The organism is Vibrio sp. B1ASS3 (assembly GCF_905175355.1).
Taxonomy (GTDB): Bacteria; Pseudomonadota; Gammaproteobacteria; order Enterobacterales; family Vibrionaceae; genus Vibrio; species Vibrio owensii.
Genome location: NZ_HG992743.1, coordinates 1,857,524 through 1,872,123, shown reverse-complemented (window position 1 = coordinate 1,872,123; position 14,600 = coordinate 1,857,524). Strand labels below are relative to the sequence as shown.

The following is a 14,600-nucleotide window of genomic DNA, read 5'->3' as shown; positions in this document are numbered from 1 at the left end:
TCCGTGTTGGTATGCACTGAGTGAACTATGATCTGATAGGTGCAGTTTAGACATCACTGTCTTACCGTTTTTATGAAACGAGACATTTGGCGGTCATTGACCATGGAGGATGCTTGATGAACACGTCACTTACCCGAATCACGCTCACTTGTTTATTACTACAGATCATCAGTGCCCCTGCATTGGCGGTCGTGACGCCGAATCCGCCTCAGTTGCAGGCAAAAGGCTATGTGTTAATGGACTTTCAGTCCGGTGCCATCATTGCTGAGCAAAACGCACGTGCCGGATTAGCTCCAGCCAGTTTAACTAAGCTGATGACCGCTTACGTCGTGGGGCAAGAAATCAAATCCGGGCGACTCCAATGGGATGATAAAGTGACGGTGAGTGAAAACGCGTGGTCAGCCAAATTCCCAGACTCCTCAAAAATGTTTATCCAACCCAAAGATGAAATCACCGTTGCCAACCTAATGCGTGGTGTGATTATTCAATCTGGTAATGATGCTTGTGTGGCGCTTGCTGAACATGTTGCCGGTAGTGAAGGGGCGTTTGTCGCCTTGATGAATGGTTGGGCGGATAAGCTCAGCTTGAACGATACCTACTTCGTTAACTCGCATGGTCTGGATAGCGAGGGTATTCAAACTTCTCCTAATGATATGGCGACGCTGATGCAATCCATCATCAATGATGTGCCCGAAGTCTATGCGCTTTATAGTGAAAAGGTATTTAAGTGGAACAAGATCACCCAATACAACCGTAATAAACTGTTGTGGGACAAATCGATGGATGTCGATGGCGGCAAAACGGGCTACACCAGCAATGCAGGGTACAGTTTGGTGAGTTCTGCTAAGCAAGGAAAGATGCGATTGATCTCGGTAGTGATGGGAACGCCAAGCAAACAGTCGCGTATTAGCCAGTCTAAGAACCTACTTAGCTATGGCTTCCGATTTTATGACACCAAACAAGTGGCAAAACAGGGAGAAGTTCAGGCGAGTGCAAAAGTCTGGAAAGGCGATGTCAATGAGATTGATTTGGGCTTCGCTCAAGATGCGTACCTGACGCTGCCTCGCTCTCTAACAGCTGGCTTAGATAAAAGCGTGGTCGTGAATGAGCCGTTGATTGCACCGATCGCAAAAGGGGATGTAGTTGGCAAAGTCGTGTGGAAGAGTGACGATAAAACCGTGGCGAGCTATCCGTTGGTGAGTAACCAAGCAGTGGAAGAGGGCTCGTGGATTGGGAAGTTATGGGACAGTTTAGTGCTGTGGGTGAAGTCTCTGTTTAGCTAGCGCAAGTGCGAGTTTCGCAATAGTGATTTCAGAATTTCAGAATTTCAGACAAAGAAAAGCAGCTCGAATGTGAGCTGCTTTTCTTTTTATAGCTGAGACGACTTTCGCGTTTATTGCGGGTTCAGTGATTATTCAGACAAGGTGATGATTGGTAAGTCATCCCAAATCTTGCTCTCATCCGAAGCGCCGCCAGAGAAGTTCCAAGGACCTTTGTCTTGTTCCAGTGGACGGTAAGTGGCAGACAATCCATCCAAGTCCCAAGTTGTCACATAGAATCGAATGCCATCCAGTGAATCAGGTCGACCTAGTGCGTCACTCGCGAAGTCCATCGAAATGGTGTTGTTGGCTTTGTCTACCGTGACCATTGGTGCTGGCGTTACTGCTTCGCCCCATGTTGTCGCGTTTGCGCCTTGGGTGTTGTAAATCGAGCTTTGCCAGCCGAAGACCACAGCATTGCGACTCCATGTTCCGCTTGGCATAGAAGCGTTGATCTTAGGCAGTTCCGTTAGGTTGGTTGCTGCTTCTTCCGGTAAATCAATGAAGATGGTGAAACCAACGTGGTCAAAGCCATTTGGCGGCAACCAAGTATCGGTAATCTTGTCCATGGTGAAGGTCAAGCGTACGTTACTGCCGACGGTAAACACCTCGGCTTTGTTGATTGCGAGTTGGCTGTTGTCTTTGTCGAACGTTGGATCCGTTGGTAGCGAGTAGTTACCGTTAGGACCGCCCATACCATCTTGTGCATCACCTGCGTCATCAATCGTGTCGTCTGGCGTGTTTGACCAGCTTAAGTCCGACACAAAGTTCACATCTTCAATGCCTGCTTTTTTCTCAGTGGAGTAAATCGCGAAGCGGTGTTGCTGTTCGCCAATCGCAAAGTGACGGGTAGATAAAGTGACGCTAAATTGACCGTCAGCACCAACGGTAATCGCTTGTGCGGTTTCTAGATTACCGTCGACGACAAGGTTCAATTTCTCGTTTGCGTTAGCAGTACCAGTAATCACTATGTCATCAGTGATGGTTTGTCCTTCCCAATCCTGTGCCAGTTGGATGTTGAGATCTGGGGTATCTACCGATTGGGTGTCGTTAGTTTTCGAGTAAATCACGGCAGATTTGGCTGGTAGCTCAAGGGTGACGTGACCGTTTTCATCGGTGATTAACTGCTCTGGAGCGTCTGCCCAGTTCGACATGATTTGTTGTTGGAAGACGGTGCCGCCCGCTTGCTCTACATCGAGTTGGTTCATCAACATCGGGGAATTCGATGTGTTCATTACCACTAAGACTTCGTCGTTATCCAACGTTCGGGTAAAGGCGAACACACCGGCGCCAGCTTTATCGCTGCCAATTACTTTCATTTCGCCGCGTGTCATGACTTTGTTTTCGGTACGTAACTTAGCAAGCTCTTGGATGAACAAGTACATCTCGCTGTTTTGGTCGAATGAATCTACGTAGTCGCCGTCTTCACGGTAACCGCCAGCAAACATTGCATCGCGCGACGCTGACATTGCCTGTTCAGTACCTTGGTAAATCACAGGGATGCCCGGTACCGCCATCATGGTAATCAGCGCTTGTTTCATATCGTTGACGCTGCCTTGCGATAGAAAACGCGGCATATCGTGGTTATCAATGAAGTTCGGCATAATGTATGGATTCGGGAACATCTCCATCATTTTCTCAAGACGGAAGCGTAAGTAATCGGTCGGTTGTCCTGCTGCAAACACGCGCGTCATGGTTGCTTGTAATGGGAAGTTTAACACCGAGGTTAACTGCTCCGGTGAGCCGCTTTCGCCGATGTAAGTCAGCATCTTCTCTTCGCCTTCGGTATTGTAAGGCGTAGATGTTTCGAAGACTTCACCAAAGGTCAGGAAGTTATCGCGACCTGTATCAACGGCTTGAGTCATCACACCATCGTCGGCATGCAGGAAGTCGTTCCAGAAATCGTGCTCAACAAACTTCACGGTATCGATACGGAACCCGTCAACGCCCACTTCACGGATCCATTTACGGTAGCTCTCTTTTAGATAAGCGCGTACTTCAGGATCGGACGTATTCAGATCATCCAGATCCGACAGTTGCCAGGTTTTTTCTTGTACTGGGTCGTTATGGTCGGTGATGCTTGGCGTCCAGTGGTAAATGCCAGTACCGTCTTCTTTACACTCATTCATGTTGAGTGGGTAAGGCAGTTCTTGTCCTGCTGGCAGCGCATTTTCAATCAAGCGAAAACCTTGGCAAGGAAGGCTAGGATCGTAATTGTATGGGTCATCGTAAGTGAAGAAGTTACCCACATGGTTGGTCACGATGTCTTGAATCAAGAACATATTACGAGCATGTACTTCTCGTGCTAACGCTTGGTAGCTTTCCATGTCACCAAAGTGCTCATCCACTTTTTGGAAGTCACGCGCCCAGTAGCCATGGTAGCCGCCGTAGTTTTGTTCTGCGTCCCACCATTGGTTTGCCACTGGCGGCGTAATCCAGATAGAGGTTGCGCCTAGGTCTTCGATGTAGCCCAGTTTGTCACTGACACCAACAAGGTCACCACCACTGAATTTCTTGTCTGAGGTAGGATCGTATTCATTCTGACCTTGATCGTTAAGCGTGCTGTCGCCGTCGTTAAAACGGTCGATCATCAAGAAGTAAATGATCTGGTTTTGCCAATCAGGAGATGCCACGTGGCTTCCTGTATCGGCTGGCGTAGTTTCATCGCTACCACAGCCAGAAAGAGCTAGGGCGATCGCTAAAGGTAGTATTTTTATTTTATTCATAGGGTTAGGTAAGGTTTCAAACACGGTTTTTGTCTCCGTTATGCAGCAATGCGGAAACGATAAATCAAAGGTTTGAAATTGAGAGTGTCATTTCACGCCAAAAGAGACGTGAAATGATGTCACGACGTGCTGAATTTGAACTGCGCTACATATTTAACTGAGTGGTTGCACAATTGGGTATTGAATCGGGTAATGGTCTTTGGCTAACTCATTACCAGAATGATCATAGAGTCGGAATCGACACTGTTTAGCCGTTTGGGTGAGGGGCAGCTGCAGTACCCAGCATGTGTAATCTTCTGCATTCTGAGTTTGGCTCATTGCGTGCGGAGCTGGCGCTTCACCGACATAGCACTTGATCTTCGCCACGTCTTTTAATCGACACGCAAGTTCCACAAACAAGGTGTGCTGAGTGCCGAGTTGAATAAGTTGCCTTGTCGGGACAATGTATTCCGTTGCGCCAATTAAAAGCCCTTTAGAAACCACGTAATCGCGCTGGTGGTTGTTATCAATGTAGCGTTCACCATAGACTTCATAACACAGTCTAAACGTAAGTGGATGAGCAACAGGAAGCTCTGTTGTCGCCCATAGTTCGGTGCCATTATTCAGAAAACGCTCGAAGAAGGCTGGGTAGCGACGCCACGCGCCATCACGGTCTCGACACTCAACGGAGACCACTTTTTCAAACGCAATATTATCCACTTCCATCCAGATTTTACCGACGGGTTGGTCAATGTCGTTATCGGCTAAAGTATTGGCTTTGGCGTAGTACAAGCGGATGGGTTGGTTATTGAGATGAGTGCGGTTATCCAAGCACTGCTGACGATATTGCATTGGCGAAAACGGATACCAACGGCGAAAGGTTCGATGGAAGTTGGAAGGCTCTTCATACCCCAGTTTATAAGCGATTTGCTGTGTCGTGAGTTGAGTGTCTGCAAGTAGGGCTAATGCGTGCTTTTTCTTGGCGAAGTCGACGCATTGCGAATAGCTCATTTGTTTTTCTTGCAGGCGACGTTGCAAGGTGCGCTTGGATACGCCCAATTGCAGTGCGGCTTGTTCTAGTTTCAGTGCGTAATTGCTGTTTTTGACGAACAGAGCATTAAGCACGCTTAGCAATTCTGGCTGTTCAATTGGTTGGTGAGACAGCAGCAAATAGACATGTTTCACCAAGTCGAACACAACAGACCTTCACGTAGCGTCGGTGCCTCTTGCAACATCATACATTGCAAGGCAACCAGCTTTTCAATATGCCAATATTCGCCAGCAATTCTTAGGTGATTATGCCCAAGTTTTTTGCAGAGAAAGGGCGTGATGATGTTGTCTTGAGGCAGCATGAAAGTGGTTCGGTAACAGAGCAAAGGCGACATTATTGCTTAAACCAAGTGTTGCTTCAGTGAGAGTGCTCAAAGCTTGTTACATCGGCGATTTTCAAATTTATTTTGAAGATGTTTTTAACTGAAATTGGTTTTTCCCTGTAACTCATAAGGTTAAAGTGGTAACCAGCATAAATTACTCGACTGGAGAACCCGATGGACATCGTTCAAGCTGCTAAATCTCGCTACTCAACCAAAGTCTTTGACCCAACTCGTAAGCTGCCTCAAGAAAAGATCGACGCAGTCAAAGAGCTGATTCGTTTTAGTCCATCGAGCGTGAACTCTCAGCCGTGGCACTTCATTCTGGCAAGCACAGAAGAGGGCAAGCAACGTATCGCAAAAGCAGCACAAGAGAACTACGCGTTCAACGCTGCGAAGATCTTGAATGCGTCACACGTGTTGGTGTTCTGTGCCAAAACGGGCATCGATAACGACTACATCGAAGCGCTATTGGCGCAGGAAGAAAAAGACGGTCGATTCCCAACCGAAGAGGCAAAAGCAGCGGTACGTGGCGGTCGTAGTTACTTTGTGAACATGCACCGTTTTGACCTGAAAGACGCCAATCATTGGATGGAGAAACAGGTTTATCTAAACGTCGGTACGTTATTACTGGGCGCTTCAACGTTAGAAATTGATGCGGTGCCAATCGAAGGTTTTGACCCGAAAGTGCTGGATGAAGAATTTGGTCTACGTGAAAAAGGCTACACTGGCGTTGTGATTGTACCGCTTGGCTACCACGCGGAAGATGACTTCAATGCCAAGACGCCGAAGTCACGCTGGGAAGAAAGCTCTGTGTTTACTGAGATCTGATCAAGATGATTCATTTAGTTGCAGAAATTAAAGCCTACCCAGATAGTATCGACAACGTAACCAACTTACTTTCTGGTCTACTAGAACCTTCTCGTGAAGAAGAGGGTTGTTGCCAATACGAACTGTATTTGGATCAAAAGATCGAAGGCTTGTTTATGTTCCAAGAAATTTGGGCATCGCAAGAAGCGTTAGATAAGCACCTACAAAGCCCACATATCGCACAGTTTATCTCGACGCTAGAAGATAACGATTGGGTTGAATATTCTCAGATTCGCCCAATGACGTTTGTCGGCTAACCTTCCGAGCAAAATGTTGCCAGCACTTTCTTACGTTGCTGGCAGCATTTTTCATGAATGAATTCACGGAAGGTGCGAATGGTTGGCGTCAGCAAACGACGATCGGCGCACACCATGTATAGCGGTACCGGACCACAATCCCACTCAGGCAATACTCTTACTAATCTTCCCTCAATCAAATCTTGGCTGATGTCCATCAGTGATTTGTTGGCGATCCCTTTGCCTTTGATTGCTAAGCGATGGGATAAGTCACTGTCGTTGCTAAGTAGCTTGCCACTCACGACAACCTGTTCAGTTTCGTCTCCGCGAGTCAGCGTCCATTTGTTGTAAACCGAATCTGCCACCATGTAACACAAACAGTTGTGTTGGTTGAGATCTTCCGGTTTGGTCAGCACAGGATTGTTTGCGACGTATTCTGGAGAGGCACACAGGATTCGCTCATTTGCACCACATAACGCCAATACGACGAGATTAGAGTCAGCAGGCTCACCGTAACGAATCGCGATGTCGACAGGTTTGGTGTACATATCGGTTAAACTATCAGACAGCTCTAACTTGATAGAGACGTTCGGGTAAACATCAATAAACTCATCAACCCAATCAAGCAGCATGTTGCGACCAAAATCAGATGGCGCGGTGATATGCAGTTGGCCTGATAACTCGCCACGCGCGCTTGAGATCTGATCTAACCCTTCTTGCAGTGTTGCGAGTGCTTGAGTGGTTTTGTCTAAGAACACCTCACCTTCCGACGTTAAGCGAAGGCTGCGAGTGGAGCGCACGAACAGCGGAAAGCCTATTTGTCCCTCAAGACGTTTGATCGATGCACTGATGGCTGCTGGTGTCATGTCCATGCTGTTGGCGGCTTTCGAAAAACTGCCTTGGCGTGCGGTTTCGACAAAGATATTCAGATCGTTGAGGGCTTTCATAATGAAAAGGGCTTTTAAGAAGTTTGGGCTACTATAGGGGAGAGTCGCAGGGCAATTCAAGGTTAAAACATTAGGTTGCACGGCGAGTTTGAGTTAGATTAGCGCGCAACTTCACTTTACCGGATCAATAGCATGAGCCAACAGCAGCCGAATAACCCACTTCACGGGTTGAGTTTAGAGAAAATCCTTACCCGTTTAGTTGAGCACTTCGGGTGGAAGGGAATGCATGAGCGCGTCCGTGTTAATTGTTTTCAGAAAGATCCTTCAATCAAATCGTCGTTGAAGTTCCTGCGCAAAACGCAGTGGGCAAGAGATAAAGTGGAAGCGCTGTACATCGAGACGTTCTGCTAATTGGATTTGGTACACGTCTAAAAGAGAGATTCCGGATGGCTCGCTTAGGCTCGTCCGGAATGACGCAACTTTCTTATCGCATAGGCTGGAATAGTTCCTCTGCGTCATTCCCGATAGCGACGAAGGAGCGCAGTCGGGAATCTCGATTCTAATCTCTCGCATCTCGCTTCTTTATCACTCCAAATGATGCGTACTGCCCACGGTACCTTCCAAGTCTAAAATCGACTGGCGAACGTGATCTGGAATCGCGGCTTTCACATTGTTCTTAAAATCAAACATCACACCAGTAGCGGTCGCAATGGTCGCAATCTTGCCCCACTTCTTACTCAGCACTTGGTATTCCATCGTGATGCGATCTTCTTGCATGTCGATTACGCGTGAGCCAATCAAAAGCGTATCTGGAAACGTAACGGGTAGCTTATAGCGGCATTGGGTTTCACTTAGAACCGGACCGATGTGAGACGTCTGCAAATCTACCAACAGATCAATCTTGTTGAAGTAGTCCAAACGCGCAGTCTCGAAGTAACGAAAATACACCGCATTGTTGACGTGTTGCAGGGCATCCATCTCTCCCCAAGCGACTTTGATTTCTGTAATCACTGGGAATTCCTTTAATAACGTATCCATTACTCATGTTCCTTTTTCATCGACGTTGCCGCAATTTGCCAAGCGACTTATCACTTTGAGTATTTATTCTAGATGGAACTGATTAAAATGTAATAAAATTGTATGTAAAATGTGAAATGAATTAGATGCTTATTTTTGTAAACTAAAAACTTTACATAGTCAGTTGTGAGGCGTAGGTTTAAGTAAGCGTAACCAAAAGGAGATGTCCAATGACAGAACTGAAAGGTTTCAATCTTGCCAAAGTAGAAAAACGAATCGACTGGACAGGTGAGCTGTTCAGTTTACGAGTTTCCGGTGCGCCTCTCTCCTTCAAAGCCGGACAATTTACCAAACTCGCCTTGCTCGACGAACAGGGCAATCCCATTAGCCGTGCATACTCGGTAGTGAATGCGCCCAGTGAGCAGTTCGAATGGCTCGAATTCTTAGTCGTCGCGAACCCAGAAGGGCAACTGACACCAAGGCTGCAACAGCTTCAAACTGGCGATGGCATTTATGTTGGTGAAACGGCTCATGGCGATCTTATCCACGATACCATTCCCAAACACGCAAACGATCTATGGCTGCTTTCCACCGGCACAGGCATTGGTCCATTTCTCTCCTTGTTAGACGACATTAATTTACTCCCACACAGCGATCATATTGTGCTGGTACATGGTGTGCGTTACGAAAGAGATTTAGTTTACAAATACTTGATAGAGCAACTTCAACAGAGGTATGAAGGTCGTCTTCGTTATGTGCCGATTGTCAGCCGTGAGAGTATTCCGGGTAAGCTTCAAGGCCGTATTCCAGATCTGATTGCGTCGGGAGAGCTTGTTAATCGCGCTGACTTACCGTTTTCTAAGGAAAGCAGTTTTGTGATGATGTGTGGTAATCCGGAGATGATCAAAGACACCTCTCCAGTACTGCAAGATATCGGTTTGGAAAAGTATCGAGCCCGAACGGGTGGCAATATCATTTACGAGAGATATTGGTAAGCGCTGATCAATTTTTAAACCATCTCACTTCTGAGAGAGGGTCACAAATATGACTTCTCTTAATTGAGCACACTTACCCTCATCCCTAGAATGCATCAGCTTGCATTTGAGGGGATAAGGTATGTGGTGTTCAATTGCCAATAGAAAACGAAGGATGATTGGTGGTCTCATCGATCTGATGATCGTAACTGGGTTAGTATTACTGATTGCGTTGACCATCAATTCATTTGTGAACGACTTTGAACTCTCTGTGAGTGAGAACCTTCAACTGGTAAAGGATACTAAGGCAAGCTACGTACTTACCATCCCCATGTTGATGCTAGTGAATTGGAATTTACTGCGCGAAGGGCAAACGATCGGTATGCGTTTAGTGGGGATTAAAGTGGTGATGAAGAACGGCCACGACACGACGAAAGTCACCGCTTCACTTCGATTGTGCATCAGCTACTTAATTGAAATGCTGATTCCATTTACGCCATTAGTGAACGTCATTTTGCTCTTTTGTCACCCAGAACGTCGCTTGTTACACGACATGCTCTCTGGCACTAAAGTCGTCAACTGTTAAATTACTCGCTGATCTTGTATTAAAGCTGTTGTTTCACTCAGAGTTGCGAGCGAGTCAACTTTCCATATTTCTATTCTTACCACTACACTTACTTCAGACATAAATTCAATCGCTTAGGATTCAAGGATGATGAACAAAGCTGGTTGGACAGTGTGCCTTGCCACGCTTACTTCCTTTGCCACTATCGCTGGTGAGTGGGAGATTGAAGCGGGCGGATTTTTCTCTCGCACTGACACCAAACTGAACGCTTACGACCCTTACCTCGATCAAATACGCACTATTGATTTCGAATCGGATCTCGATTTGAAAGAGTTTACTATTCTGCCTTATGTTGAGGTAGAGTATTACTTCAATAAAAAACACAGCGTCTATGTGGATTGGCGAAGCCTACACCGAGAAGCTACCCGCACCGCAGTGACTAAGCCTTTTGAAGTCACGGTGGATGGAACGACTTACGCGGTTCAGGCGGGTTCAAAGCTGACCACAGAGCTAAATATCGATATTGCGCGCCTAGGTTATGGCTACCAGTTTTACACCAGTGACAAGTGGGCAGTCGATGTGTTGGCTGGATTACACGTGATGTGGCTGTCGCTGGGTTTGGACGGTAAGCTTGGCGCCAAGGCAAGTGGCGTTGATGAGTTTCCGGTGATGTTTGTCGACGAGACGGTACTGAGTGATGTTACGGCACCTTTGCCAGATTTAGGGATTCGAGCCGAATATTCATTGAATCAGGATTGGATTTTGAAAAGTCACGCCCAAGTCTTTTATCTCGCAGTAGACGATATTGAGGGATACTTGTTGGAAGTCGATTTTGGCGCGAAATATCTTTTCACGGATCAGTTTAGTATGACTGGGTCATTTAACTATTATGAAGTCGGGGTGGATTACGAGAGCGACAATTCAGCGCTCGATGTTACCTATCGATTTTATGGCCCGATGCTAACAATGGCCTATAAATTCTGAATGAAAAAGCCACACAAGAGTGTGGCTTTTCAAATATATTCTATTGCTGACCAACGTGCTTATTGCTTATTGATGTAGTCCTTAAAGCGCGCTTGTGTTTCAGCGTCTGCTTTTTGGTACCAGAAATGCAGCATTTCTTCAGCGGTTGAGTCTGCTTTCATTGTCGCAGGCTTAGTTTGCTTCATGTCAGATGGAATCGCTGCTGGAAGAGTAACAGGTTGAACCGCTGCAGCTGTTGCAACGCCTACTGCCGCTACACCGCCAGCTTTGTTGTAATCTTCCACTTCACGTACGTAGTCACGGCCGATCTGCATGCCAGGCTTGATTAGCTTGTCTTGCTCTACCGCAATTGCATTGCCAGAAGCATCAACCAGTTTCCAATCTAGGTCTTTGATTTTGTCTTCTGCTTGGCGAAGGTCGCGGTATTCAGGAACTTGTAGGCTTAGTTCAGCGTCTGCTGCGTCGAAGCGAGTTACGATAACGTCACTCTCAACGCTTAGGCGATCATTACCTTGGCTGAAGTAAGGTGCGTAGCGGAACACAACTTGGTTTACGCCGTCAGGTAGCGTGAATGATTTTTCTGAAGCAAAGAAGCCGCCAGATAGTTTCACCTTCTCGCCGTTAGCCGCCAAAATAGAAACGTCGTCAGGAACGGTTACTGTCACATCCGCGAATGCCATGCCACTCATAGCCAAAGCAAGCGCGCAAGTTAAAGGCTTGATCAATTTCATTGTTTTTATCCTAAGCACTGAATTAGTGGTCATCGAGAGTGCATCGTTCATTGTTCGATTGCAACTCCCGAATGTAAGAAGATTGAAAATTTAACAAGAACGTCATTTTAATCGGATACCAAACTATGAAACTGTGAGCTAAATAGCTCAAACCGCTGCAAAGGGCAGCGGTTTGTTTCAATTGATAGAACGATTAGATACCAGCGCCATGTCCAGCTTCGTTTTGTTCTGAAGCTTGTTCGGCATTTTCCGCTAACGCTTCTTGCTGTTGTTGAGCTTTTTCAATGTTCAACCACCACACGAATAGCTCGTACCAAATCGCAAGAATAACCGCACCTAAGAACAGACCAACGATACCGTAGAACAACATACCACCGATGGCACCTAGTAGAATGACTGGCATTGGTACATCAACACCACGTCCCATTAGCATTGGTTTGAATAGGTTTTCAGACAGCGCTGCAACCACAACCCAAACAGTAAACATGGTTGCTGTGCTGGTATCTTGTGTCATGTACATGTAGCCAACGACAGGCAGGACTGCCAATAGAGCAGGTAGCTGTGCGATACAAAGAATCATCAGCACTAGCGTTAGTAGACCTGCAGCCGGAACGCCAAAGATGAAGAAGCCCGCACCAATCAATAGTGCTTGAATAGCTGCTACACCCACTACGCCAAGTAACACACTCTTGATGGTTGCGGCAATCAGCGTGGTCCAGCTTTTCGCATTGTCTCCTGCAGTACGAACCGCGATGGTTTTCAGACCAGAAGCCAAAGACTCAGAGTAAGTCATAAAGCCAGCGGCAATTGCTAGAGAGATGATTGACAGTAGTAAGCTACCCAGTGCGCCACCGACCATGCCAAGCAGAGAAGTCAGACCCGCCTTAATTTGAGGCATAAAGGTTTGGATGGCTTTTTCTAGGTTGGTTGCGAACAGTGTCCATACTTCGTAAAGCTTGTCACCGACCAACGGCCATTCTGCAACAGAAGGTTTTGGACCTGGGATCTTAATATCGCCACTTTGTAAAACGTCTAGCGCGTGTGTTGCACCATCGACGATAGAGCCAGATACCATGACTAAAGGTGTAACCAATAGTGCGATACCCAACAAGGCGATTGTCGTTGCCGCGAGGCCACGTTTGCCACCATACACTTTTGCCAGCTTCTTACAGATCGGCATCAATGCAACGGCAATGATGGCACCCCAAATAACAGGAAGAATGAAAGGTTTGATGATGTCGTATGTAAACATCAGCAAGACTAAGATCAAGCCGATACGTATTGCGGATTCCACCATATTACTGATGAAAACCTTACTCTCGATTTTTACCGATTGTTTATCCATTTTTGTTTACCTGATGTTCAATGTTGGAACTGACGAGACTTGAAACAACAATCGCCATATAAAACACGCCTACGATGGCCTCTAAATACACAACGACTTGCGCCAATGGTGTTAGAGGGCTGATATCGCCATAACCGAGTGTGGTTAAGGTGACGAAACTGAAATACGCTGCATTAGAGAAGTTCTGACCCCAAGAGATGGCTTCCATCCCAGTGAATGAGTTTGGAGAGAACTCAAGAAGAATGAGGTAAGCAATTGCCCACATCAGACCCAGCAGCAAAAATAGAGCAACAGAGCCAATGACTTTGTTGGTGTTCACATGCCCAGTGAACAGAATCTGCCTTGCGATAGACTTAAATGTGCCGAAGAAGAACGCGAAGGTGAGGGCGAGCATCACTACGTCCATTTCTTTGATGCCTAGCACGGCTTTGATACCAATCACCACAACCCAAGTACCCAATAGGGTATAGAGGAAACGTGACCAATTTTTGTCAAAGCGCAAGCTCGCCATACAGACGATAAAGGTGATGATGGTGAAGCCTTGCAGCAAGTGCTCCATCGCACCTTCTCCAACGACCTGTACAAACGCACCGCCGATCAAAAGCCCGATGAGCGCTAAGGTCAGATAGAAGAAGTTGTTTTCTTCATTGATGTTTTTGAGTTTTTTTCCAATAACCATGGTTATGCCTGTTTAACTCCTACTCTTGTTCTTGTGATGAGTCCTTCATCACCATGATGGAAGCAGAAAGCCCGAATCGAAGATCGACACCTTCTGGCAGTTCATGCAGAGAGACGCGAACCGGAATACGTTGCGCTAGGCGAATCCACTGGAATACGGGATTCACGTTCGGCAGCAGGTTGTAGCCCACGGTGCCGTCTTTTGGTGCGATACCCCAACCAATTGAGTCCACCGTTGCATCGATTGGCGTATCTGGATGAGACATTAAGGTCACGCGTGCATCGCTACCCGGAGCAATTTGAGCCAATTGGTTTTCACGGAAGAAGCCAAACACCCAGAAGCTGTTTTTGTCGATAAGTGCCACTAACGGCTGGTTTGCAACTGCCTGTGTACCGTCACGGATATCGAGGTTCGATACAAAGCCATCAACCGATGCGTACACTTTGGTGTAACCAAGATTCAGGCGTGCGGATTTAAGTTGCTCTTCTGCTGATTTGATTTGCAGTAGTGACTCTTCGTAAGTGATCTCACGACGAATCAGATCTTTGTGAGAGACAGCGCCACGGTCTTTCGCTCGAATGTCTTTCAAACGATCGTATTCGATCTTTTTACCGCGAGAGCTAACGATGGCTTTCTCTAACGCCACTTCGGCTTGTGATAGGGCAACTTCGTAAGTGGTTGGGTCGATCTCAAACAGCAGATCACCTTTCTTCACTTCTTGGTTGTCCATCACCGCAACATTGACGATAGGGCCTGACACACGAGGTGCGACCTTGATAACGTTCGCACGTACCTGACCATCGCGGGTCCATGGGTTATTAAAATACTCTTCGAACTTCTGATAGCCGAACCACGCCGCGCCACCAAGAATGACAAGATTGAGTGCAATAACGAGTAGTTTTTTCATCTTGTTGGGCA

General features: G+C 46.7%; 14 protein-coding genes and 1 pseudogene. 7 read left to right on the top strand and 8 right to left on the bottom strand.

The window, feature by feature from the left end:
* The first annotated feature begins 116 nt into the window (after positions 1-116).
* Positions 117-1,283: a D-alanyl-D-alanine carboxypeptidase family protein gene (locus tag KJB05_RS26620; protein WP_208444680.1), complete on the top strand. Its 1,167-nt coding sequence runs from the start codon at positions 117-119 to the stop codon at positions 1,281-1,283.
* A 128-nt stretch (positions 1,284-1,411) separates the two neighbouring features.
* Here the strand turns inward: KJB05_RS26620 and KJB05_RS26615 are convergent, their stop codons facing one another.
* Both KJB05_RS26615 and KJB05_RS26610 read right to left on the bottom strand, forming a co-directional pair.
* Positions 1,412-4,069 (bottom strand): alpha-amylase family glycosyl hydrolase, encoded by a 2,658-nt coding sequence (locus KJB05_RS26615; RefSeq protein ID WP_208444679.1) that lies wholly within the window; start codon positions 4,067-4,069, stop codon positions 1,412-1,414.
* A gap of 129 nt (positions 4,070-4,198) precedes the next feature.
* Positions 4,199-5,376, bottom strand: a pseudogene (locus KJB05_RS26610) (helix-turn-helix transcriptional regulator).
* A gap of 195 nt (positions 5,377-5,571) precedes the next feature.
* Here KJB05_RS26610 and KJB05_RS26605 point away from each other — a divergent pair.
* Both KJB05_RS26605 and KJB05_RS26600 read left to right on the top strand, forming a co-directional pair.
* On the top strand, positions 5,572-6,225 hold the full coding sequence (locus KJB05_RS26605) for an oxygen-insensitive NAD(P)H-dependent nitroreductase NfsB (protein WP_009706468.1): 654 nt from the start codon (positions 5,572-5,574) through the stop codon (positions 6,223-6,225).
* A gap of 5 nt (positions 6,226-6,230) precedes the next feature.
* Positions 6,231-6,521 (top strand): putative quinol monooxygenase, encoded by a 291-nt coding sequence (locus KJB05_RS26600; protein WP_005436210.1) that lies wholly within the window; start codon positions 6,231-6,233, stop codon positions 6,519-6,521.
* Here the strand turns inward: KJB05_RS26600 and KJB05_RS26595 are convergent.
* A complete protein-coding gene (locus KJB05_RS26595; protein WP_208444678.1) occupies positions 6,518-7,447 on the bottom strand; it encodes a LysR family transcriptional regulator in 930 nt (309 codons plus the stop codon). The genes KJB05_RS26600 and KJB05_RS26595 overlap by 4 nt on opposite strands.
* 132 nt (positions 7,448-7,579) lie before the next feature.
* On the opposite strand from KJB05_RS26595, the gene KJB05_RS26590 reads away from it, so the two are divergent.
* Positions 7,580-7,798, top strand: coding sequence for a VF530 family protein (locus KJB05_RS26590; protein WP_005429327.1), 219 nt, complete (start codon positions 7,580-7,582; stop codon positions 7,796-7,798).
* Positions 7,799-7,972: 174 nt separating this feature from the next.
* Here the strand turns inward: KJB05_RS26590 and KJB05_RS26585 are convergent, their stop codons facing one another.
* Positions 7,973-8,425 carry a thioesterase family protein gene (locus tag KJB05_RS26585; RefSeq protein WP_005436218.1) on the bottom strand — a complete coding sequence of 151 codons (453 nt, stop codon included), beginning with the start codon at positions 8,423-8,425 and terminating at the stop codon, positions 7,973-7,975.
* Between the two features lie 209 nt (positions 8,426-8,634).
* Between KJB05_RS26585 and KJB05_RS26580 the strand changes: the two genes are divergently transcribed.
* From KJB05_RS26580 to KJB05_RS26570, 3 genes are all read left to right on the top strand, one after another.
* On the top strand, positions 8,635-9,399 hold the full coding sequence (locus tag KJB05_RS26580) for a ferredoxin--NADP reductase (protein WP_208444677.1): 765 nt from the start codon (positions 8,635-8,637) through the stop codon (positions 9,397-9,399).
* Between the two features lie 121 nt (positions 9,400-9,520).
* Complete coding sequence (locus KJB05_RS26575) at positions 9,521-9,964, top strand: RDD family protein (RefSeq protein WP_038894516.1); 444 nt, start codon at positions 9,521-9,523, stop codon at positions 9,962-9,964.
* 126 nt (positions 9,965-10,090) lie between these two features.
* Positions 10,091-10,927, top strand: a complete 837-nt coding sequence (locus KJB05_RS26570; RefSeq protein WP_208444676.1) for a DUF481 domain-containing protein — start codon at positions 10,091-10,093, stop codon at positions 10,925-10,927.
* A 59-nt stretch (positions 10,928-10,986) separates the two neighbouring features.
* Here the strand turns inward: KJB05_RS26570 and KJB05_RS26565 are convergent, their stop codons facing one another.
* From KJB05_RS26565 to KJB05_RS26550, 4 genes are all read right to left on the bottom strand, one after another.
* Positions 10,987-11,658: a DUF2057 domain-containing protein gene (locus tag KJB05_RS26565; RefSeq protein ID WP_199455160.1), complete on the bottom strand. Its 672-nt coding sequence runs from the start codon at positions 11,656-11,658 to the stop codon at positions 10,987-10,989.
* A 193-nt stretch (positions 11,659-11,851) separates the two neighbouring features.
* Entirely contained in the window at positions 11,852-13,003 is a 1,152-nt protein-coding gene (locus KJB05_RS26560) for an AI-2E family transporter (protein ID WP_005436229.1), read from the bottom strand.
* Entirely contained in the window at positions 12,996-13,682 is a 687-nt protein-coding gene (locus tag KJB05_RS26555; protein WP_005436230.1) for a potassium channel family protein, read from the bottom strand. The genes KJB05_RS26560 and KJB05_RS26555 overlap by 8 nt, the downstream gene beginning before the upstream one ends.
* Before the next feature lie 19 nt (positions 13,683-13,701).
* Positions 13,702-14,589, bottom strand: a complete 888-nt coding sequence (locus tag KJB05_RS26550; protein WP_005436231.1) for an HlyD family secretion protein — start codon at positions 14,587-14,589, stop codon at positions 13,702-13,704.
* Positions 14,590-14,600: the final 11 nt, after the last annotated feature.

Excerpts from the sequence above, each read along its gene's own strand:
- KJB05_RS26565 (WP_199455160.1), bottom strand. The coding sequence starts at position 11,658 with ATGAAATTGATCAAGCCTTTAACTTGCGCGCTTGCTTTGGCTATGAGT.
- KJB05_RS26585 (WP_005436218.1), bottom strand. The coding sequence starts at position 8,425 with ATGGATACGTTATTAAAGGAATTCCCAGTGATTACAGAAATCAAAGTC.
- KJB05_RS26605 (WP_009706468.1), top strand. The coding sequence starts at position 5,572 with ATGGACATCGTTCAAGCTGCTAAATCTCGCTACTCAACCAAAGTCTTT.
- KJB05_RS26560 (WP_005436229.1), bottom strand. The coding sequence starts at position 13,003 with ATGGATAAACAATCGGTAAAAATCGAGAGTAAGGTTTTCATCAGTAAT.
- KJB05_RS26580 (WP_208444677.1), top strand. The coding sequence starts at position 8,635 with ATGACAGAACTGAAAGGTTTCAATCTTGCCAAAGTAGAAAAACGAATC.
- KJB05_RS26620 (WP_208444680.1), top strand. The coding sequence starts at position 117 with ATGAACACGTCACTTACCCGAATCACGCTCACTTGTTTATTACTACAG.
- KJB05_RS26555 (WP_005436230.1), bottom strand. The coding sequence starts at position 13,682 with ATGGTTATTGGAAAAAAACTCAAAAACATCAATGAAGAAAACAACTTC.
- KJB05_RS26595 (WP_208444678.1), bottom strand. The coding sequence starts at position 7,447 with ATGAAAGCCCTCAACGATCTGAATATCTTTGTCGAAACCGCACGCCAA.
- KJB05_RS26600 (WP_005436210.1), top strand. The coding sequence starts at position 6,231 with ATGATTCATTTAGTTGCAGAAATTAAAGCCTACCCAGATAGTATCGAC.
- KJB05_RS26570 (WP_208444676.1), top strand. The coding sequence starts at position 10,091 with ATGATGAACAAAGCTGGTTGGACAGTGTGCCTTGCCACGCTTACTTCC.
- KJB05_RS26590 (WP_005429327.1), top strand. The coding sequence starts at position 7,580 with ATGAGCCAACAGCAGCCGAATAACCCACTTCACGGGTTGAGTTTAGAG.
- KJB05_RS26550 (WP_005436231.1), bottom strand. The coding sequence starts at position 14,589 with ATGAAAAAACTACTCGTTATTGCACTCAATCTTGTCATTCTTGGTGGC.
- KJB05_RS26575 (WP_038894516.1), top strand. The coding sequence starts at position 9,521 with ATGTGGTGTTCAATTGCCAATAGAAAACGAAGGATGATTGGTGGTCTC.